The sequence below is a fragment of the Algibacter sp. Ld11 genome, from assembly GCF_045066735.1.
Taxonomy (GTDB): Bacteria; Bacteroidota; Bacteroidia; order Flavobacteriales; family Flavobacteriaceae; genus Algibacter.
The window spans coordinates 265,318-282,932 of the sequence record NZ_JBISHH010000022.1 but is presented as its reverse complement, the minus strand read 5'-3'; the positions used below and the strand labels follow the sequence as shown (position 1 = coordinate 282,932).

The following is a 17,615-nucleotide window of genomic DNA, read 5'->3' as shown; positions in this document are numbered from 1 at the left end:
AATGAACTTTAAGACCATAATAGGATTAACTTTAATTGTATGTTTCAGTTTTTACTCTTGTAAAGAAGGAAATACTGGAAATATTAATATAAATCAAGACTGGAAATTCAAATTACTTGACGACACCAATGACTCGGAAGATAATTATCATTCCGAAGATTTCAATGATACCGATTGGGAGCCTACAAGTTTACCTCATACAGCTAATTTAGAACCACTAGTTGTAAATAATCAATGGCAAGGCATTTGTTGGTACAGAAAGAATTTTACAGTTCCATCAGAAGATTTAGATAAAAAAATAATTTTAGAATTAGAGGCAGCCATGAACCATTCCAAAATATGGATTAATGGTATTGAAGTTACTACGCATATTGGTGGTTATTTACCTGTTGTAGCCGATATTTCTAAATATATAAAATCAGGAAACAACACTGTTGCTATTCGTTTAAACAATAACGACAACCCCATTACAGGCCCAAAACCTTTAAAGATTTTAGACTTTAACACCTATGGTGGATTATACAGAAACGCATGGTTAAAAGTAAAAAACAAGGTACATATTTCGCATCCTGTTTTAGCCAATAAAGTTGCCGGTGGAGGGGTTTTTATTACTACCCCAAAAGTATCTAAAAAAGAATCGGAAGTACAAGTTAAAACACATATTATTAATGAGGAAAAAGATGCACAAGAAGTAAAAATTGTACACTCAATTTTTTATAATAAAGAATTGATTGAAGAACAATCTACCGAAGTGGTATTTATTGAAGCTGGAAAAGATTTAGAGTTTGTAGAAAAAATTTCAATTGAAAACTCAAAATTATGGTCACCAAAACATCCTAATCTATATCAATTAGAAACAACTGTTTATGTAGACGAAAAAGCTGTAGACACAAATTCTGAAAGATTTGGGATTAGAGAATTTACTTTCGATGAAAACCACCAATTATACATCAACGGAGAAAAAACCTTCTTACGTGGAGTAAATCGCCATCAAGAATATCCATTTGTTGGATATGCGCTTTCAGATAATGCACAATATAGAGATGCAAAAAAAATAAAGGAAGCCGGTTTTAATTATATTAGATTATCGCATTATCCGCAATCACCTGCTTTTATGGATGCCTGTGATGAATTAGGTTTAGTCGTTGTAGATGCCGTTTTGGGCTGGCAATATTATTTAGATAGCGATCAGTTTAGGGAGCAGATTTACAAATCTGCCAAAGAACTTATTTATAGAGACAGAAATCATGCTTCTGTTTTGGCTTGGGAAGTTTCACTCAACGAAACAAAAATGCCAGTTTTCTTTATGCAAGAACTGAATAAAATTGTGCATGAGCAATATCCTGGCGAACATGTATATTCTTGTGGTTGGATGGACGATGTTTACGATATCTATTTTCAAGCGCGTCAACACAGACTTTTACATCCACACGAACTAAAAAACAAGCCATACTCCGTTTCAGAATATGGCGATTGGGAATATTATTCAAATAATGCTGGTTTAAACCAAGATAAACTTTCAAAAACTAAGCGTTACGAAACGAGTAGCCGACAAAGACGAGAATATGGAGAAGCACGTTTATTGCAACAGGCTTTCAATCTACAAGAATCGCATAACGACAACATGAATACCTCGGCATATTCAGATAGCTATTGGGTGATGTATGACTACAACCGTGGATATCACCCCGATATTGAATTTTCTGGTATAATGGATATTTTTAGAATTCCAAAATTTGGATATTATTTCTATAAAAGTCAACGTGATACCGATGAAGAAAACGTATTAAAAATTGCTACATATTGGAATGAAGACTCACCATTAGATATCCATGTTTTCGGAAATTGCGATGAAGTGGCCTTGTATCTAAATAACGAATTAATTTCTAAACAAAAGCCAGATCAAAATGAAATATCTACAAATTTAAAACATCCACCATTTACTTTTAATATGAAATTATTTAAAAAAGGAACACTGAAAGCAGTTGGTTTCATTAGTGGAAAACAAGTGTCTGAAGATATTGTAAAATCACCAGAACAATCTGTGAGTTTAAAAATGTGGGTCGACGAAAGTAGTGTTGCACCCCAATCTGGAGTTAACGATTTGCTTTTTTTATATATCGCTGCAGTTGATAAAAACGGAACTATTCTACCAACTTTTTCAGATGAAATTAAACTTAAAATAGATGGAGATATTAAAGTTATGAATGTTGGTAATATAGAAGCCGAGGCAGGAATAGCAACAGCTTTAATTAAAGTTGGTAAAACAAAAGGTTTAACTAACATAAGCTCGACATCTGCTAACTTAAAAGGATATTTAGAATTAGAAATTAAATAAACCAAAATCAACGAGAAGTCACGCCATATAGAGATTTTCCCGTTATGCAAATTCCGCTTCTAAGTGTTAATTTACTGTTAAGTACATCTTATTTACCAATATGCACATATTAACTCTAGAATTATTCAAATTTTATAAAGCGAAATAAGATGCTCAATTCCATGGATATATTTTTTAAAAACAAAACTAGATTAACTAATTTTTTTACGACATTATTACTTCTTACAGCCATCTCGGTTTTAAGCTATAATAATCCTGAAAAAAAAGGTGAACAAGTTTTGTTTAAGACTGACATTGCTAAAGATGCTACGCCAACAGTTGTAGCAAGACTTCTTAATGCCAACGCAAACCCTATTTCAGAGATTAAATTTGAAAAAGGAACTTATCATTTTTATCCAGATAAAGGATTCGAAAAATACTGCTATATATCTAACCACGGCGATTTAATGGTCAAAACCCCCTTCCCTATTTTTAACATGAAGGATTTAACCATCGACGGACAAGGCTCTACCTTTATTTTTCATGGTATTATAATTCCATTTCTTGTTGATGAAAGTAAAAATATAACCGTAAAAAATCTTTCAATAGATTGGCATGAGCCATTCCATAGTGAAGGTTTAATTGTAGCAATTGATGAAAAGAACAAAACCTTTGATATGCAAATATCAGATGAGTATCCTTATGAAATTCGGAACAATCAAATCTATTTTATAAAAGAATATTACGAACATAACTTAGGCCAATCCATTCTGTTCGACCCCGTAAGAAAAGCCGTAACCTATAATACCCAAGCTTATACTAGTATATCTACCATGGAGCGTAATTCTATAAAAAATAACTTAGATAAAATTAAATATAAATATGAGCATGATAATCGTGCGCCTGAATTTAAAAATATAGGAACGGAAAACAGATTGATTATAGAGCAAGTAAAGCCAGGGCTAGTTCGTGTTTATAATCATAAAAAAGAAATGCCGCCTGTAGGAATGATTTTAACCATGAAAGGAGAACAAGGAATTAATAGAGTATCCCCTGCGTTTAGAGTAACCCATACCAATGGATTTAATGCTACAAATGTAAATATACACCACGCTGGTGGCATGGGGATAATTGCTGAAAATTCAGCCGATTTAATTTTAGATAATTTTAATATTACACCATCTCACGGACGTATGGTTTCAACCACTGCCGATGCTACTCATTTTGTAGGATGCAGAGGGAAAGTAGTATTAAAAAATTGCACGTTTAACAATCAATTAGACGATGCCATGAACGTACATGGTACCTACCAAAAAATCGTAGATATTTTAGACGATTACAGCATTGGCGTGCGCATGATGCATCATCAACAATTGGGATTTGTTATAGGACATGAAAATGATAACATCGGTTTTGTAAGATTACACAATTCATTTTTTCCTTACAATAAAGCAACTATTAAAAAAACAGAGTACTTAAACAATAGATATCAAATTATCACATTCAACGAAAAATTACCTACAGATTTAAAAACAGGCGATTTAATTGAAAATCTTGATGGCTACCCCGATTTATTGGTTCAAAACTGCAATATAGGCAATAATAGAGCTAGAGGTTTATTAATTTCGAATCCTTTAAATACAGTTATAGAAAATAATGTTTTTAATACAGAAATGGAAGCTATTCTTGTTCCTGTTGAAAGCGGATATTGGTTCGAATCTGGAAATGCCGCTAACTTAATTATTAGAAATAATGAGTTTAAAGATTGTCAATATGGAGGCCATGACAGAGGTGTTATTCGATTTGTAACCGACGATGACAATGAAAACATAGCTTTTAAAAACATAGAGATTTCAAATAACATCTTCAACCAATTTGATAATCTTATTCTTGAAATATCAAATACAGATGGTTTAAAGTTTACAGGAAATACCATTACAAATTCAGGAACATTTCCCATGCTACATCCCATAAACCCTGCATTAAAAATAAAACATTCTAAAAATATTCTATTTAAAAACAACACCTATAAAGGTAAAGCCAATACCGTTCTTGAAACTAAAGAAGGTATGAAAAAATTAAACTTTAATTAACTAAACTATTTAACAAATGAAACTAAACAAATCAAAGACTAAAAAAAAGTCGCGAAGTCGTTACGTACTAGCGCTGTTTTTTGCCATCTTTTGTATTACAATCACAATGCATGCACAAGACAACCAAGTTATCGGGGTTGTAACTGGTGCGGATGATGGTATGCCTATTCCTGGCGCAACAGTTTTAAAGGTAGGAACTAAGACCGGGGCTGTTACAAATTTTGACGGTGAATATTCTATTAATGCAAAAGTGGGAGACATTCTTACTTTTGGCTATTTAGGCATGGTAGCTCAAACAATAACGGTTACTCAAAGCGAATTAAATATCAAATTACAATCAGATCTTCAAGATTTAGATGAGGTTGTTGTCGTTGGATATGGTACTGTTAAGAAAAAAGAAATCACCGGAGCTGTAGCACAACTAAAAAACGACGATATAGAGCAGTTTATTACACCAGATTTGGCTTCTGCCATGCAAGGCCAAATTGCTGGTGTAAGTGTATCTGCAAGTTCCGGAGAACCTGGAGAGGCTTCAGATATTCAAATTAGAGGCATAACGTCCTTAAGTGGTTCAAACACACCTCTTTTTGTAGTTAATGGTATTCCTCAAATTGGTGATCCTCGTATAAGTTCTAATGAAATTAAAACTATTGATGTTTTAAAAGATGCCGCTTCTACTGCAGTTTATGGAGCACGAGGAGCTGCTGGTGTTATTTTGATAACTACAAAGCAAGGTAGTGCAGGCCAAATGAAAGTCGATTTTAATTACACTTACGGGCTCCAAACTTTAGGAGAAGGAACACCTTTAATGAATACTAGAGATAATTTATTTTATGAAACTAACAGAAATGAACATTCTAATGTATCCTTCACTCCTCTTCTGGAAAGATACCCAGAATGGATTAATAATGATAACACTTTTGATGATTACGTATTAAATAGAAATGCAGAAGCAAAAACATATAATTTAATTGTTTCGGGAGGCGCAGATAAACTTACATATAGTATTGTAGCCGGATTATTTGACCAGGACGGCTCCATAATTAATTCAAACTTTAAAAGATATAACGGTAGAGCTTCTACGACCTATAAAACAAATAATTGGAACATTGAAGGTAGTTTAGCTTTTACTCTAGAAAACAGAAAAAGATCTAGTCAAGGACTTATTGTTTTGGCTAGCAGGTACAAACCTTATTTTCCGCTAATCGATCCAAATGCCTCTCAAAGTGATATAATTGATAATGGAGCGGTAAGAACACCTTCTGTTGCATTGAATGAAGCCCTTAGAAGGCAAGATAACAGCAACAGCGATAGAATAAATGCAAGTTTGAAGTTAGACAGAAAATTATCAGAATCTTTAAACTTTGTAACTAGAGTAGGAACTTCAATTTCTAATGATCTTCGAAAATTATTCAGACCCGCTTTTGTGCTTTATGATGTAGAACAAGATATAACTGAAATTGATAACACAAAAAATGGTGTTGCTAATATAGCATCTAGAACTACCAAATTTAGTTGGGATGCCAGCTTAAATTTCAAAAAACAATTTGGAAATCATAATTTAGCAGCTACAGGTATTATTGCCTTAGAAGAGGACAGTTACGAAGCCTTTGATGCTTCTATCCAAGGTGTTACAAATAATAATATTTTTGTTTTAGATATTGGGTCAGTAAACCCAGCAGTTAACAGTGGATACAACCCAGAACTCCCATCTTACACTGATAACTACAATAAAAAAACAGTTGGTACATTAGCTAGACTACAATATAATTACAAAGGGAGGTATTTACTTTCAGGATTAGTTAGGTATGATGGATCTTCGAGGTTTGGTAGTGATTATCGTTGGGGAACGTTTCCTTCTTTGTCAGCTGCTTGGAATATTTCTGACGAGCCTTTCTGGAAACCATTAAAATCTACTGTAAACAACTTTAAATTAAGACTTAGCCATGGTACAGTGGGTAACGATAGTTTTAGTGATTATGAATTTTCTAGTACTATCTCTAATCAGTATAGTAATTATCTTTTTGACGAAAGTGATACCGCAGAATCTTTTGGAGCTGCAATAATATCTTATGCTAATAGCAATGTAAAATGGGAAACTTCTGTTTCAAACAACATAGGTGTAGATCTTTCTTTCTTAAAAAACAAATTTAGAGTTACTGCTGATTATTATATAACTAAAAAAAGAGATATGCTATTCCCTATAACATTACCAGGATCTGCAGGTGCCATTTATGATAATAATTTGACCCTAAATGTAGGAGATATGGAAAACAAGGGAGTTGAACTTGCTGTTAATTATCGTGCCAATATTGGTAAAAGCAAACTTAGTGTTGGTACTACGTTTACAACAAATGAGAATAAAATTACCAGAATACAAGACGGTGTAGGCTTTATTCCTAATCAAGGTAGATTGGTAAATGGTGATAATTATGTTACAGCCCTTGTGCAAGGTTACGAAGCTGGTGCTTTTTGGTTGTATGAAACCAATGGAGTTGTACAAACAGATGAACAATTGGCAGCATACACTGCACTAGAAAATAGAGAAACCGCACAAAAAGGAGACTTAATATATGTTGATACCAATGCTGATGGTAAAATTACAGACGCAGATAGAATTTATAAAGGCAGTGGTTTACCTGATTTTGAATATGGTTTAAATCTAAACTGGAATTTAGGAAGTTTCGATTTATCCATGAATTGGTTCGGTTCTGTCGGATCAGAAATTTTAAATGGAAATAAAGCAGACACTTATAATTACGAACGTCATCAAGATTTGGTTAATATGTGGACTCCTAATAATTCAACTTCACAAACCCCTTTATTTAGAGGTGCTGGAAACGATCATCCTAACTACTCAGGTACCACCGATTTTTGGTTGGAAAATGGGGACTACTTACGTCTAAAACAAATTACACTAGGTTATTCTTTACCAAAAGATACCATGGGTAAATTGGGTGTAAATAACTTTAGATTATTTCTATCTGCACAAAATGCCTTAACCTTTACTAAGTATTCTGGATACGATCCAGAAATTGGAGGGGGCAATGTTGCAAGACGAGGTATAGACTCTTCTCGATACCCTGTTGCTGCATTATATAGTTTAGGATTTAAAATCGATTTTTAAAATAAAACAAAATGGATATGAAAAAATATTTAATATTAACAACAGTATGCTTTGTAATGTTTGGAACATTACTCTCCTGCGACGATTATTTGGAGGAAACAAACCCCAACCAAATATCATCAGATATATATTGGTCAACCCTAGATGAATCTAACGCTAATCTAACCTCAGTCTACAATGGTATGCTTAATGAGTTTTTAATTAATGCTAGAGTAGAATCTTGGAGGTCTGACGAAGGCTATCCTGGGCAGCGCATAGGTAACGCAGGTATTCCAAACATAGAAACAGGAGCTTTAAATTGGTACAGCTTAAGAATTGATGAAAACACATTAGAAGTTGGCAAAAGATGGGATGCCTTGTACAATGTTATTTTTAGAGCAAATCAGGTTATAGAAGGATTAAACGGAATGACAGATGATTTAAAAAACCAAGAAAAATGGACAGAACAAATGGGACAAGCTCGATTTTTCAGAGGCTTAGCGCACTTTTATCTACATTCAACTTATAATCAAGGAAGAATTATAATTCGAGACAAAAACCCTGTTGCTGCCTCTGATTTTGCTAAAGCCGTTTCAGAGTCTGAAGATGTTATAGAATTCTTCAGAGCAGATTTAGAATATGCATACACTAACTTACCAGGCCAATTAGAACCAAAAACAAGAGTAGATGCAGGTACAGCCGGAACGATATTAGGAATGAGTTACCTTTACGAAAATGATTTCCAAACAGCAAAAACATATTTTAATGATATCATTTACAACGTAAATAAAGATTATGGATATCAACTAGAACAAGATGCAAGTATTATGTTTACCCAAGCTGGCGATTATAATTCCGAATCTATCTTCGAAATTAATTATAGCCTCCTAATACCTCAAAACAGCAACTGGTATGAATATGATTATATAACAAGAAGCGCAAGGTATTCTGCTCCAGGTTCAGCAGGAGGTTCTAGTACTTTAGAAGCCTTTACTCCCGCTACATGGTTAGTTCATGCCTATTCTACAGATGAATTGGACGAAACAGACCCAAGAAATACAGTTACAAATCACGTTGGAGTCCAAAGATTAAGAAAAGTTTCATTAAGAGCATCAGCAATGGTAGCAGTAGTAAACGATGAAGACACTCCATACTACGGAGCAATATCGGCACCAATATTACATAATTTCAATAATTTAGCACTGTATGGGTATTTCAAAAAATACACAAATCATGATATTACCAATAGTGAAGCTGCTATAGGCACAAGTAATTGGCAATCTCCGAAAAACGTGATAATAAACAGATTATCTGGCGTGTATTTAATGATGGCCGAATGCTTAAATGAAACTGGAGATGCCGAAGGTGCATTATTCCATATTAATAAAGTTCGTGATAGATGGGCATTAAAGGATTTATCAGCTACAGAATATGATTCTAAAGAAAAAATAAGAGAACGTTTACAGTTTTTTGAATACCCTATGGAATTATCTGTTGAGGGATTTTCAACACGAAATATAGATTTACGTAGATGGGGTATAGCCAAACAACGCTATACAGATTTGAGTACATCAGAATATTATGCTACAGATTATGATTTTACTGACGAAGAAGGTAACTCAGCAACAAGACCAGATTGCTTAGTACGAGCAGGTGTAAGCCCTAACCCTAGTGAAGACGTTCAAATAACTCCAGAGTTCTCTAGTGCTGCCCAAAACTATAAAGATGGATACTTACCAATACCGGTGAGCGAAGTCATTAATAACCCATTGGTATCCAATTAATTTTAAAAGAAAAAAGATGAAAAAAATATTAATACTAACAGGTATATTACTTACTTCTTTATTTAGTTGTAATCAAGATGATTATGAAGCTCCATATGGAGATTATTCTAGCTTTAATTGGTTAACAACAGAAAACTCTGAAGAAACTGATTATGTAATTTCAATTAATGATTTTATCGGTTTTTATAATCTTTCTAATAACCCACTAACTAGCTCATGGAACATACCAGAAGGCACTAGTTTTTTAAACAACGAATTTACAGATGGTAATGATGAATATTCAGAATTTGTAACAGCAAACGGCCCTACTAACTCAAACCAAAGTCAAGCTAATATTCTATTTACTACACCTGGAATTAAAGAGATTTCACTAAACAGTACCTTTAAAGATTCGGTTACAGATGGAGTCTTTTTAGATGATGTTTGGAAGGTTGAAAAAAAGTTTACAGTAGATGTTTTTGCAGATATAAATCCCGTTTTTAAAGTTTTAAAAGGAGATGTGGAAATTATTAGCATAACAGAAAATGATATGCCTTTAGATGCAAATTCTGCCTCTTGGACAACCATTTCTATTGAAGCAGGAGAAGAACTTACTTTTGTAGATTTAACAACTATTGGTCGTCCCGATAATAGAACATGGACGTTTAATGGAGGTAATATTGAAAGTACAAACTCAGAAACCGCTGTAGTAAGTTACTTTGCATTAGGAACATTTAAAGCAGGTAGCATAACAGCAAAAAGAAATAATTCGGAAACACAACCAGCAGGAGAAACGATAAAACTTATTCCTCTCAATATTCAAGTCGTTCCATCATCCCAACCATTTGTGCAAGTTGGTAAAATAAACGAAGATGTATCAGAAGTTATTTCTTTTAAAGTAAGTGGTCAAATAGAAACACTCACTGGTGAAGAAGGAAATTTTGTTGTTCACGTCACTAATACAGCTTCAGGGTTTGATAAAAACATTGATGTGAATTCAGCAACCATCAATAGTTCAGATTTAACACAAATAGATCTAACTTTGTCCGAGCCTATTTTTAATTCAGATATTGTTACTGTAGAATACATTAAAGGTAACATTGTTTCTGTAGATACAAGAGTACTAGAGAGCTTTGGCCCAATAAATGTAATCATGAATTTTGAAGGCGCTATGAATGTAGAGGGGTTTACCGGATATGAAGCCGAATGGAGCGGATCTGGAAATCAATTTAAAAAAGCCAATACAGAAGGATATTTTGCCCAGCATAATGCAAATAAAGAAGCAGGTCCATTATATTACTGGAGAGATACAGCCTTTAAAAAAGAAGGAAACAGTTCAATGAAATTTGAAACAACAGATGCAGGTATCCCTTCGCTTGCCAGATTACAAGGTGGTAGTTTTGGTTCATTGAGTCCTGTAAGTGCAGGATCTTATGTCCCAGCTGTTTGGGTATATTTAGACAGTGGAAATACAATGACTTCTTTTCAATTCAATTTTACCACAGATACAGCTTTTGTATTCGATATTTCAACCACACCAAGAAATGAGTGGGTAAGATTAAAACTTACCGAAGTAACACTGCCAGATATTAATACTGGAAGGCTTGACTTGAATATTAGTGATAGTGGTCAGGCTGATGCCATTGTTCAAAAACTTTGGTTAGATAGTTTTGATTTATTAATCGTTGAAAAAAGATGAGAATAGAATCAATATTTTAAAAATAAAAATGCTTCCCTTTCTGATTGAAATGGGAGCTTTTTTATTCAATACATGATCATAAAAAAAATTAACACGAAGCTCAACATGAAAACATTAAAACATTTATTTCTTATCACATTAATTTTATGTGCTGGTATAAGCTGTAAAGACAAACAAAAAGAAGAAACAACCCAAATTAAAACTATATCAAAAAAACCAAACATTATAGTAATATATCTAGATGATTTGGGCTACGGCGATTTAAGTTCTTATGGTGCGACTGAATTGCAGACTCCAAATATAGATGCTTTGGCAGATGGTGGAATTAAATTCACAAATGGATATGCCTCTTCTGCAACCTGCACACCAAGTCGTTATGCACTGCTTACAGGTATGTACCCTTGGAGAAATAAAAACGCAAAAATCCTTCCCGGAACTGCACCATTACTAATTAGTACAGACCAACAAACACTACCTAAAATGCTAAAAAAACAAGGTTATCAAACAGCCATTGTTGGTAAATGGCATTTAGGCTTAGGAACCGGTATTGTAGATTGGAATAAACGTGTATCACCAGGCCCAAACGAAGTAGGTTTTGATGAAGCCTATATACTCGCTGCTACACAAGATCGTGTTCCAACAGTTTATATTGATAATGGAAATGTTGTTGGTTTAGATCCAAACGATCCAATTTCTGTAGATTACAAAAATAATTTTGAAGGAGAACCTACTGCTATTAGCAATCCTGAATTAGTTAAAATGAAGTGGCACCATGGACATAATAATAGTATTGTAAATGGTATACCTAGAATTGGTTACATGAAAGGTGGAGAAAAAGCAAAGTGGACAGATACAGAAATGGCAGATCATTTCTTGATAAAAGCCCAAGATTACGTAAAAACACATAAAGAAGAACCATTCTTTTTATACTACGCCATGCAACAACCGCACGTACCAAGAACACCACATCCACGTTTTGCAGGTAAATCTGGTTTAGGCCCAAGAGGTGATGTAATTTTAGAAGCAGACTGGTGTATTGGTGAATTCATGAAAACTCTTGAAGAAGAAGGTATTCTAGAAAACACGTTAGTTGTATTCTCTAGTGATAATGGCCCGGTTTTAAATGATGGGTATTATGATGATGCAGTGGAAAAACTAGGTAATCATAAACCTACAGGTCCTTTAAGAGGTGGAAAATACAGCATATTTGAAGCCGGAACACGAGTACCATTTATAACGTATTGGAAAGGTAAAATTCAACCTAGTACTTCTGATGCCTTGGTATGCCAAATGGATCTAATGGCCTCTATAGCTAATTTATTAGGTACAGAAGAATCGTCTACCGATAGTCAAGAACTAATAGATGTATTATTAGGTAAAAGTGACAAAGGACGTGACAATCTCGTTTTAGAAGCTACTTCCAGAACCGCTTTACGAAGTGGAGATTGGTTAATGATTCCAGCATATAAAGGTGTTAATTTTAGAGAGAAAGTAGGTATTGAAGTCGGGAGTTTCCCGGAATTTCAGTTATATAATTTAAAAAATGATATTGGACAACAAAATAATTTAGCCAAATCTAATCCTGATAAACTTGCCGAAATGGTTGAAGAATTTGAAAATTTAAGAGGTAAAGATTATAGTCTGAATGTAAAAGACGTTAAATTTAGATAAGTTTAGAATCTTTTAAGTATTTGTAAATATGAAGATTAAGTTAATTATTCCAACTGTATTGCTTTCAATAGTATTGTCTGCATGTGGGCAAGAAAAAAAAGAATTTATATCAATAGAACAATCACCACCTAATATCATTTATATTTTAGCAGATGATATGGGCATTGGCGATTTAGGTGCCTATGGGCAGAAAATAATACAAACACCAAATCTGGATAAACTAGCGGCAAGAGGAATAAAGTTTACACAGCATTATAGTGGTTCTGCTGTGTGTGCTCCTTCTCGTTCTACTTTAATGACAGGTCAACATACAGGACATACTCCTATTAGAGGCAATAAAGAGGCAGGTCTTGGATTAGAAGGTCAAGTACCTATTCCTGATAATACATTAACCTTAGCTGAAATATTAAAAGAACGTGGTTATGCAACAGGTATGTTTGGAAAATGGGGACTTGGGTTTGGAACTGGCGACCCAAATAATCAAGGTTTTGATGAATTCTATGGTTATAATTGTCAAAAATTAGCGCATCGATATTATCCACCATACCTAAATCATAATCAAATTAGAGATTCGCTCGATGGTAACGATTGGACAAAAAAAGTAACTTATGCTCCTGATAAAATTCAGGAGCACAGACTTCAATTTTTAGAGAATAATAAGAATAAACCTTTCTTCGCTTATATACCTTTAGTATTACCACATGCAGAAATAATATCGCCAAACGATTCTATTTTTAAATTATATGATGGTAAGTTTAAGGAAACACCATATACTGAAGGTAATAATTACACTTCAGATTATGGTCCTAATATCGTACCTCATGAGTATGCTTCAGTCGAAAAGCCACTTGCTACATATGCATCAATGATTACTAGAATTGATACGTATGTAGGTCAAATTATCGATAAAGTAAACGAACTAGGACTTTCGGAAAACACCATTATTATGTTCTCAAGTGATAATGGTCCTTCCCCAGAAGGAGGAACAAACCCAGACTTTTTTGATAGTAATACAGAATTTAAAGGTTATAAGAGAGATTTATATGAAGGCGGCATTAGAGCTCCTTTCATTGTTGTTTGGCCAAATAAAGTAAAAGAAGGAACTGTTACAAATCATATTTCAACATTTTGGGATGTTTTACCAACTTTAACCGAAATAACTGGCGCTAAAACACCAGAAAATATTGATGGTATTTCATTTTTGCCTACATTATTAAACAAAAAAGATCAAAAACAACACGATCATTTATACTGGGAGTTTAATATTAGAGGAGGAAGAAAAGCTATTAGAAAAGGAGATTGGAAAGGTGTTTGGTATAATATGAATTCAAAAAAACAAGGCGATTTTGAACTTTACAACCTAGCTACAGATGTTTCCGAAACCAATAACGTTGCAAAAAATAAGCCTAAAATTGTTAAAGAATTAAAACAACTTTTGCTATATTCAAGCACAGCGTCTGATTTATTCCCTTTTGATTAAACAAAATAAATATGACTACGAATAGACTATTAAAATCTGTTTATGACTAACATCCTCAATATTTTGGTCAAATAAACAGCTAATATTTACCGCTAGCAATCCGAAAATTAGACTAAATAACTTTGGTGAAGAAAGCCCATAAGCCTGGTTCACAGACTCAAAGCATGCCAAATGAAATCTTAAAGCAGAATACGACCTGCGAATTAATTCGTGAATTCGTATCTATTAGTTTTTACTAAACTTAACTCCAATAAAAAAAGCCGTTTCAATGAGTTTTGAAACGGCTTCTATTATTTAATATAATAAATGTTTAAAGTTAATTTGTCGTGTTTAAAATTATATTTTAAGTACTTTTTCAACAGATACTTGGTTATCTGCTTTAACTCTTAAAATATACATGCCTTGAGCCAAATCAGCCACATTTATTTTTGGTTTATTAGTATTTGTACCTTGTACACTTTTTAAAATTATACCAGATAAAGACAACACTTCAATCTCTAATTTATTTATTGGTTTATTAAAATTGAAATTGAAATAGTCTGTTGTAGGATTTGGAAAAACACTTAACTCAGATTTCAAAATATCTCCAATACTTAAAGTGCCTACCGAACCAATATTTCCTAAAACATTAGCTATTGATTCATTGAAAGGCCATAAATTGTAATTATCATCTTCCGACGTTGCCCAATTGGCTCCATCATTAATATTTGCTCTTAATTGAGATAGCCCTCCATCTATCGGTCCTACGTATACACCATTATCTTGATCTTGATTAATTCCTCCATTAGTTGCGTCAATAGTAAAACCAACCAAAGCAGTAGGAATAGCAGAGAATGAATTTCCTCCACCTATACCCCAACCGGTAGCATTGGTATTTAAACCGGTGATCCAGCCTGAATCTGTTCCAGAAGTAAGTTCTCCAAAAGGATTGGGTGCTTGATATATTAAAACGGTATCCCCTGCTGGCGATAGGTCAAAATCAGTATCGTCATCCGTGCCACCATCATCTTTTCCCAAAACATTATGAATTGTTGAACCTACAATGACTTCATTGTCTCCTATTGCTCTTTTTACCTGTCCATCTGTGTCCAAATATAAAATAGTCCCGCTCAAAAGTGCCTCACCTGCAGTCCATGTCCAAACATCATCAATACTATAATTTCCAGTCCATCCATCTTGAGATCCCATCCAAGACCTATTAGAGAACGATATTTTAGTGGTAGCACTTATATCTTTCAACAGCATAAAAGCCACTGCTCCCTTGTTACCAGATTCAGCCTTAAAACCTAAAATAGCAATATCACCAGCCGTTAATATAGTAGAAACAATTTCATCAAAAATATTAATTTCTGCTGGCGTTTGATTAACAGATCCAAAATCTGCAGACTCCAATGTAATAATTACCGTCTCGCTTGTCTCTACCGAGGAATCAGTTGCGGCATCAATAATAATATCCGCCTTATTTGTGCCTTCATAAATAACAACTGACCCAGACAAGGCTGCAAAATCAAAACCTTCCGTGGCTTCTCCTCCAATTGTATAACTAACAGTTATGTTTTGGTCTGCCAAAACACCTTCAGGCAAACTTACCGTAAAAACCCCGTTAGTATCACCTTCTGTAGCATCAGTAATTCCAGTAATGCTAATTTCACTTAATTCACTATCCAATTTTAATTGCGGGCTTTCAAAAAGTCTGTCATAACCAGGTAGTGTACCATCATCCCACAAGAAACTATGCGGATGCCCTGCCCCACCGTTATCATTATCATACCAAGCAGGCTTCACATCTTTAAAATCACTCACCAATGCAACTGCCTGATTTAGTATGTCTTGAATAATTTGTTCTGCATTAGGTTCTGAGTCTCTTAAATCGGTAGTTTCTCCGGGGTCAGTCAAAACATTATATAAACGCCATTTACCATTTCCTGTTTTTACAATTTTCCATTGCCCCATTGCTAGCCCTCCATTATGGAAACCATTATAAGGCCTCATAACCAATAAAAACTCATCTTCTCTAGGATCTTGCCCTGCTATTAAATCGTCCATAATATCAACACCATCAACTAGTTTTCCATTAGGGATAATTCCTCCTGCAAGATTAACCAAAGTAGGATATAAATCTAGAGCGCTAACCTGATAATTATAAGTACTACTAGACGTAATTTTATTTGGCCAATGCACAAACATCGGTACTTTATGACCTCCATCGTTTACGCTACCTTTTAATGCTGTAAGCGGATAATTTACAGCGCCTTTACTGTAAGTATAACCACCGTTATCACTCAAAAAGATAATAACGGTGTTATTAAACACATTAATATCCTTCTTTAGTTCTGCAACAAGTCTTCCTATATTTGTATCCATATTGGTCACCATCGTGGCGTAAGTAACACGATCTTCAACAAATCCTTCAATAACCGCAGCTTGCTCTTCTTCCGGGTATTTGGTTACTTGCCTAGCTTCAGTTATGTATGCACTATTCCTAACTAAATCTTCGAAATTAGGATGCGCCGCTTTAAAGGCTGCAATTTCATCTGAAGGAGCTTGCAAAGGCGTATGCGGTGCATTATAAGACATGTAAATAAAAAATGGATCTGGTTTATAAGCATTTGCATTTATATATGTTATTGCATCATCAGTTAGAATATCTGTTAAATAATCTTCATCTTCGGCATTACTATATTCTGCTCTATCTACATAGCTTCTATTTCTCCATAATGGATCTTGATATTCGTTGGTAACAGGATTACCGTTTGCAATTCTATTGTAATACGAGTTTTCATAACCGCTTTCAAAATAACCTTTTCCACCTCCTAAAAGACCAAAAAAATAATCGAAACCTCTGTCTAATGGTTGGTGTTCTCCTTCAACAAAGCCCAAATGCCATTTACCAAAAGCAGCTGTATTATAGTCATTATCCTTAAGTATTTTAGGAAAAAATGTTTCTGTAAGAGGAAGCCCCAATATTGTAGTATTATCGTTAGGTAAGTTGTATTGTGCTCCTAATCTGTGTGGGTATACACCAGACATAATAGCTGCTCTACTTGGCCCACAAAACGGATGTGCTACATGCGCATTTTTTAAAATAACACCGCTGTTAGCTAAGGCATCTATGTTTGGGGTTGGTATAATTCCTAATTCTTCAGGAAAGCTCGAATCGCGATTAAACCCAACATCTCCATATCCTAAATCATCGGCTAAAATGATTATAATATTAGGCTTTGTACCTTGTGTTTGTGCCCATGTAAAAGACGCAAATAATAAACATGCAACGAGTAGATAATAAGACTTGTAATTGAGTAAAAATTTCATCATTAATTTAATTTAGTTTTAAGTTATTCTATAAAATTAAATGGAAATAAGGATTATTACTTCTTAAATATTACCTGTTACTTCCTATATCTTACCCTGTATAAGAGGCTGATTTACAGACGCATTAAAACATTTCAAAACAACAAAAAAGCCAACCATAATAATGGTTGGCCC

General features: G+C 34.0%; 8 protein-coding genes. 7 read left to right on the top strand and 1 reads right to left on the bottom strand.

Features of this window, described 5'->3' with window-relative positions:
• Position 1 precedes the first annotated feature (1 nt).
• The 7 genes from ACJJV4_RS09195 (at position 2) to ACJJV4_RS09165 (ending at position 14,129) form a co-directional block, all read left to right on the top strand.
• Positions 2-2,338, top strand: a complete 2,337-nt coding sequence (locus ACJJV4_RS09195; protein ID WP_405293663.1) for a glycoside hydrolase family 2 TIM barrel-domain containing protein — start codon at positions 2-4, stop codon at positions 2,336-2,338.
• 149 nt (positions 2,339-2,487) lie between these two features.
• A complete protein-coding gene (locus ACJJV4_RS09190; protein WP_405293661.1) occupies positions 2,488-4,410 on the top strand; it encodes a right-handed parallel beta-helix repeat-containing protein in 1,923 nt (640 codons plus the stop codon).
• 16 nt (positions 4,411-4,426) lie between these two features.
• Positions 4,427-7,537 carry a SusC/RagA family TonB-linked outer membrane protein gene (locus ACJJV4_RS09185; protein WP_405293659.1) on the top strand — a complete coding sequence of 1,037 codons (3,111 nt, stop codon included), beginning with the start codon at positions 4,427-4,429 and terminating at the stop codon, positions 7,535-7,537.
• Between the two features lie 17 nt (positions 7,538-7,554).
• On the top strand, positions 7,555-9,300 hold the full coding sequence (locus tag ACJJV4_RS09180) for a RagB/SusD family nutrient uptake outer membrane protein (protein WP_405293654.1): 1,746 nt from the start codon (positions 7,555-7,557) through the stop codon (positions 9,298-9,300).
• A 16-nt stretch (positions 9,301-9,316) separates the two neighbouring features.
• On the top strand, positions 9,317-10,978 hold the full coding sequence (locus ACJJV4_RS09175) for a hypothetical protein (protein ID WP_405293652.1): 1,662 nt from the start codon (positions 9,317-9,319) through the stop codon (positions 10,976-10,978).
• A 105-nt stretch (positions 10,979-11,083) separates the two neighbouring features.
• Positions 11,084-12,649: an arylsulfatase gene (locus tag ACJJV4_RS09170; RefSeq protein WP_405293650.1), complete on the top strand. Its 1,566-nt coding sequence runs from the start codon at positions 11,084-11,086 to the stop codon at positions 12,647-12,649.
• Positions 12,650-12,677: 28 nt separating this feature from the next.
• A complete protein-coding gene (locus tag ACJJV4_RS09165; protein ID WP_304404376.1) occupies positions 12,678-14,129 on the top strand; it encodes an arylsulfatase in 1,452 nt (483 codons plus the stop codon).
• 336 nt (positions 14,130-14,465) lie between these two features.
• Here the strand turns inward: ACJJV4_RS09165 and ACJJV4_RS09160 are convergent, their stop codons facing one another.
• On the bottom strand, positions 14,466-17,444 hold the full coding sequence (locus tag ACJJV4_RS09160; protein ID WP_405293648.1) for a sulfatase-like hydrolase/transferase: 2,979 nt from the start codon (positions 17,442-17,444) through the stop codon (positions 14,466-14,468).
• Between the last annotated feature and the right edge of the window lie 171 nt (positions 17,445-17,615).

Excerpts from the sequence above, each read along its gene's own strand:
- ACJJV4_RS09195 (WP_405293663.1), top strand. The coding sequence starts at position 2 with ATGAACTTTAAGACCATAATAGGATTAACTTTAATTGTATGTTTCAGT.
- ACJJV4_RS09190 (WP_405293661.1), top strand. The coding sequence starts at position 2,488 with ATGCTCAATTCCATGGATATATTTTTTAAAAACAAAACTAGATTAACT.
- ACJJV4_RS09185 (WP_405293659.1), top strand. The coding sequence starts at position 4,427 with ATGAAACTAAACAAATCAAAGACTAAAAAAAAGTCGCGAAGTCGTTAC.
- ACJJV4_RS09180 (WP_405293654.1), top strand. The coding sequence starts at position 7,555 with ATGAAAAAATATTTAATATTAACAACAGTATGCTTTGTAATGTTTGGA.
- ACJJV4_RS09175 (WP_405293652.1), top strand. The coding sequence starts at position 9,317 with ATGAAAAAAATATTAATACTAACAGGTATATTACTTACTTCTTTATTT.
- ACJJV4_RS09170 (WP_405293650.1), top strand. The coding sequence starts at position 11,084 with ATGAAAACATTAAAACATTTATTTCTTATCACATTAATTTTATGTGCT.
- ACJJV4_RS09165 (WP_304404376.1), top strand. The coding sequence starts at position 12,678 with ATGAAGATTAAGTTAATTATTCCAACTGTATTGCTTTCAATAGTATTG.
- ACJJV4_RS09160 (WP_405293648.1), bottom strand. The coding sequence starts at position 17,444 with ATGATGAAATTTTTACTCAATTACAAGTCTTATTATCTACTCGTTGCA.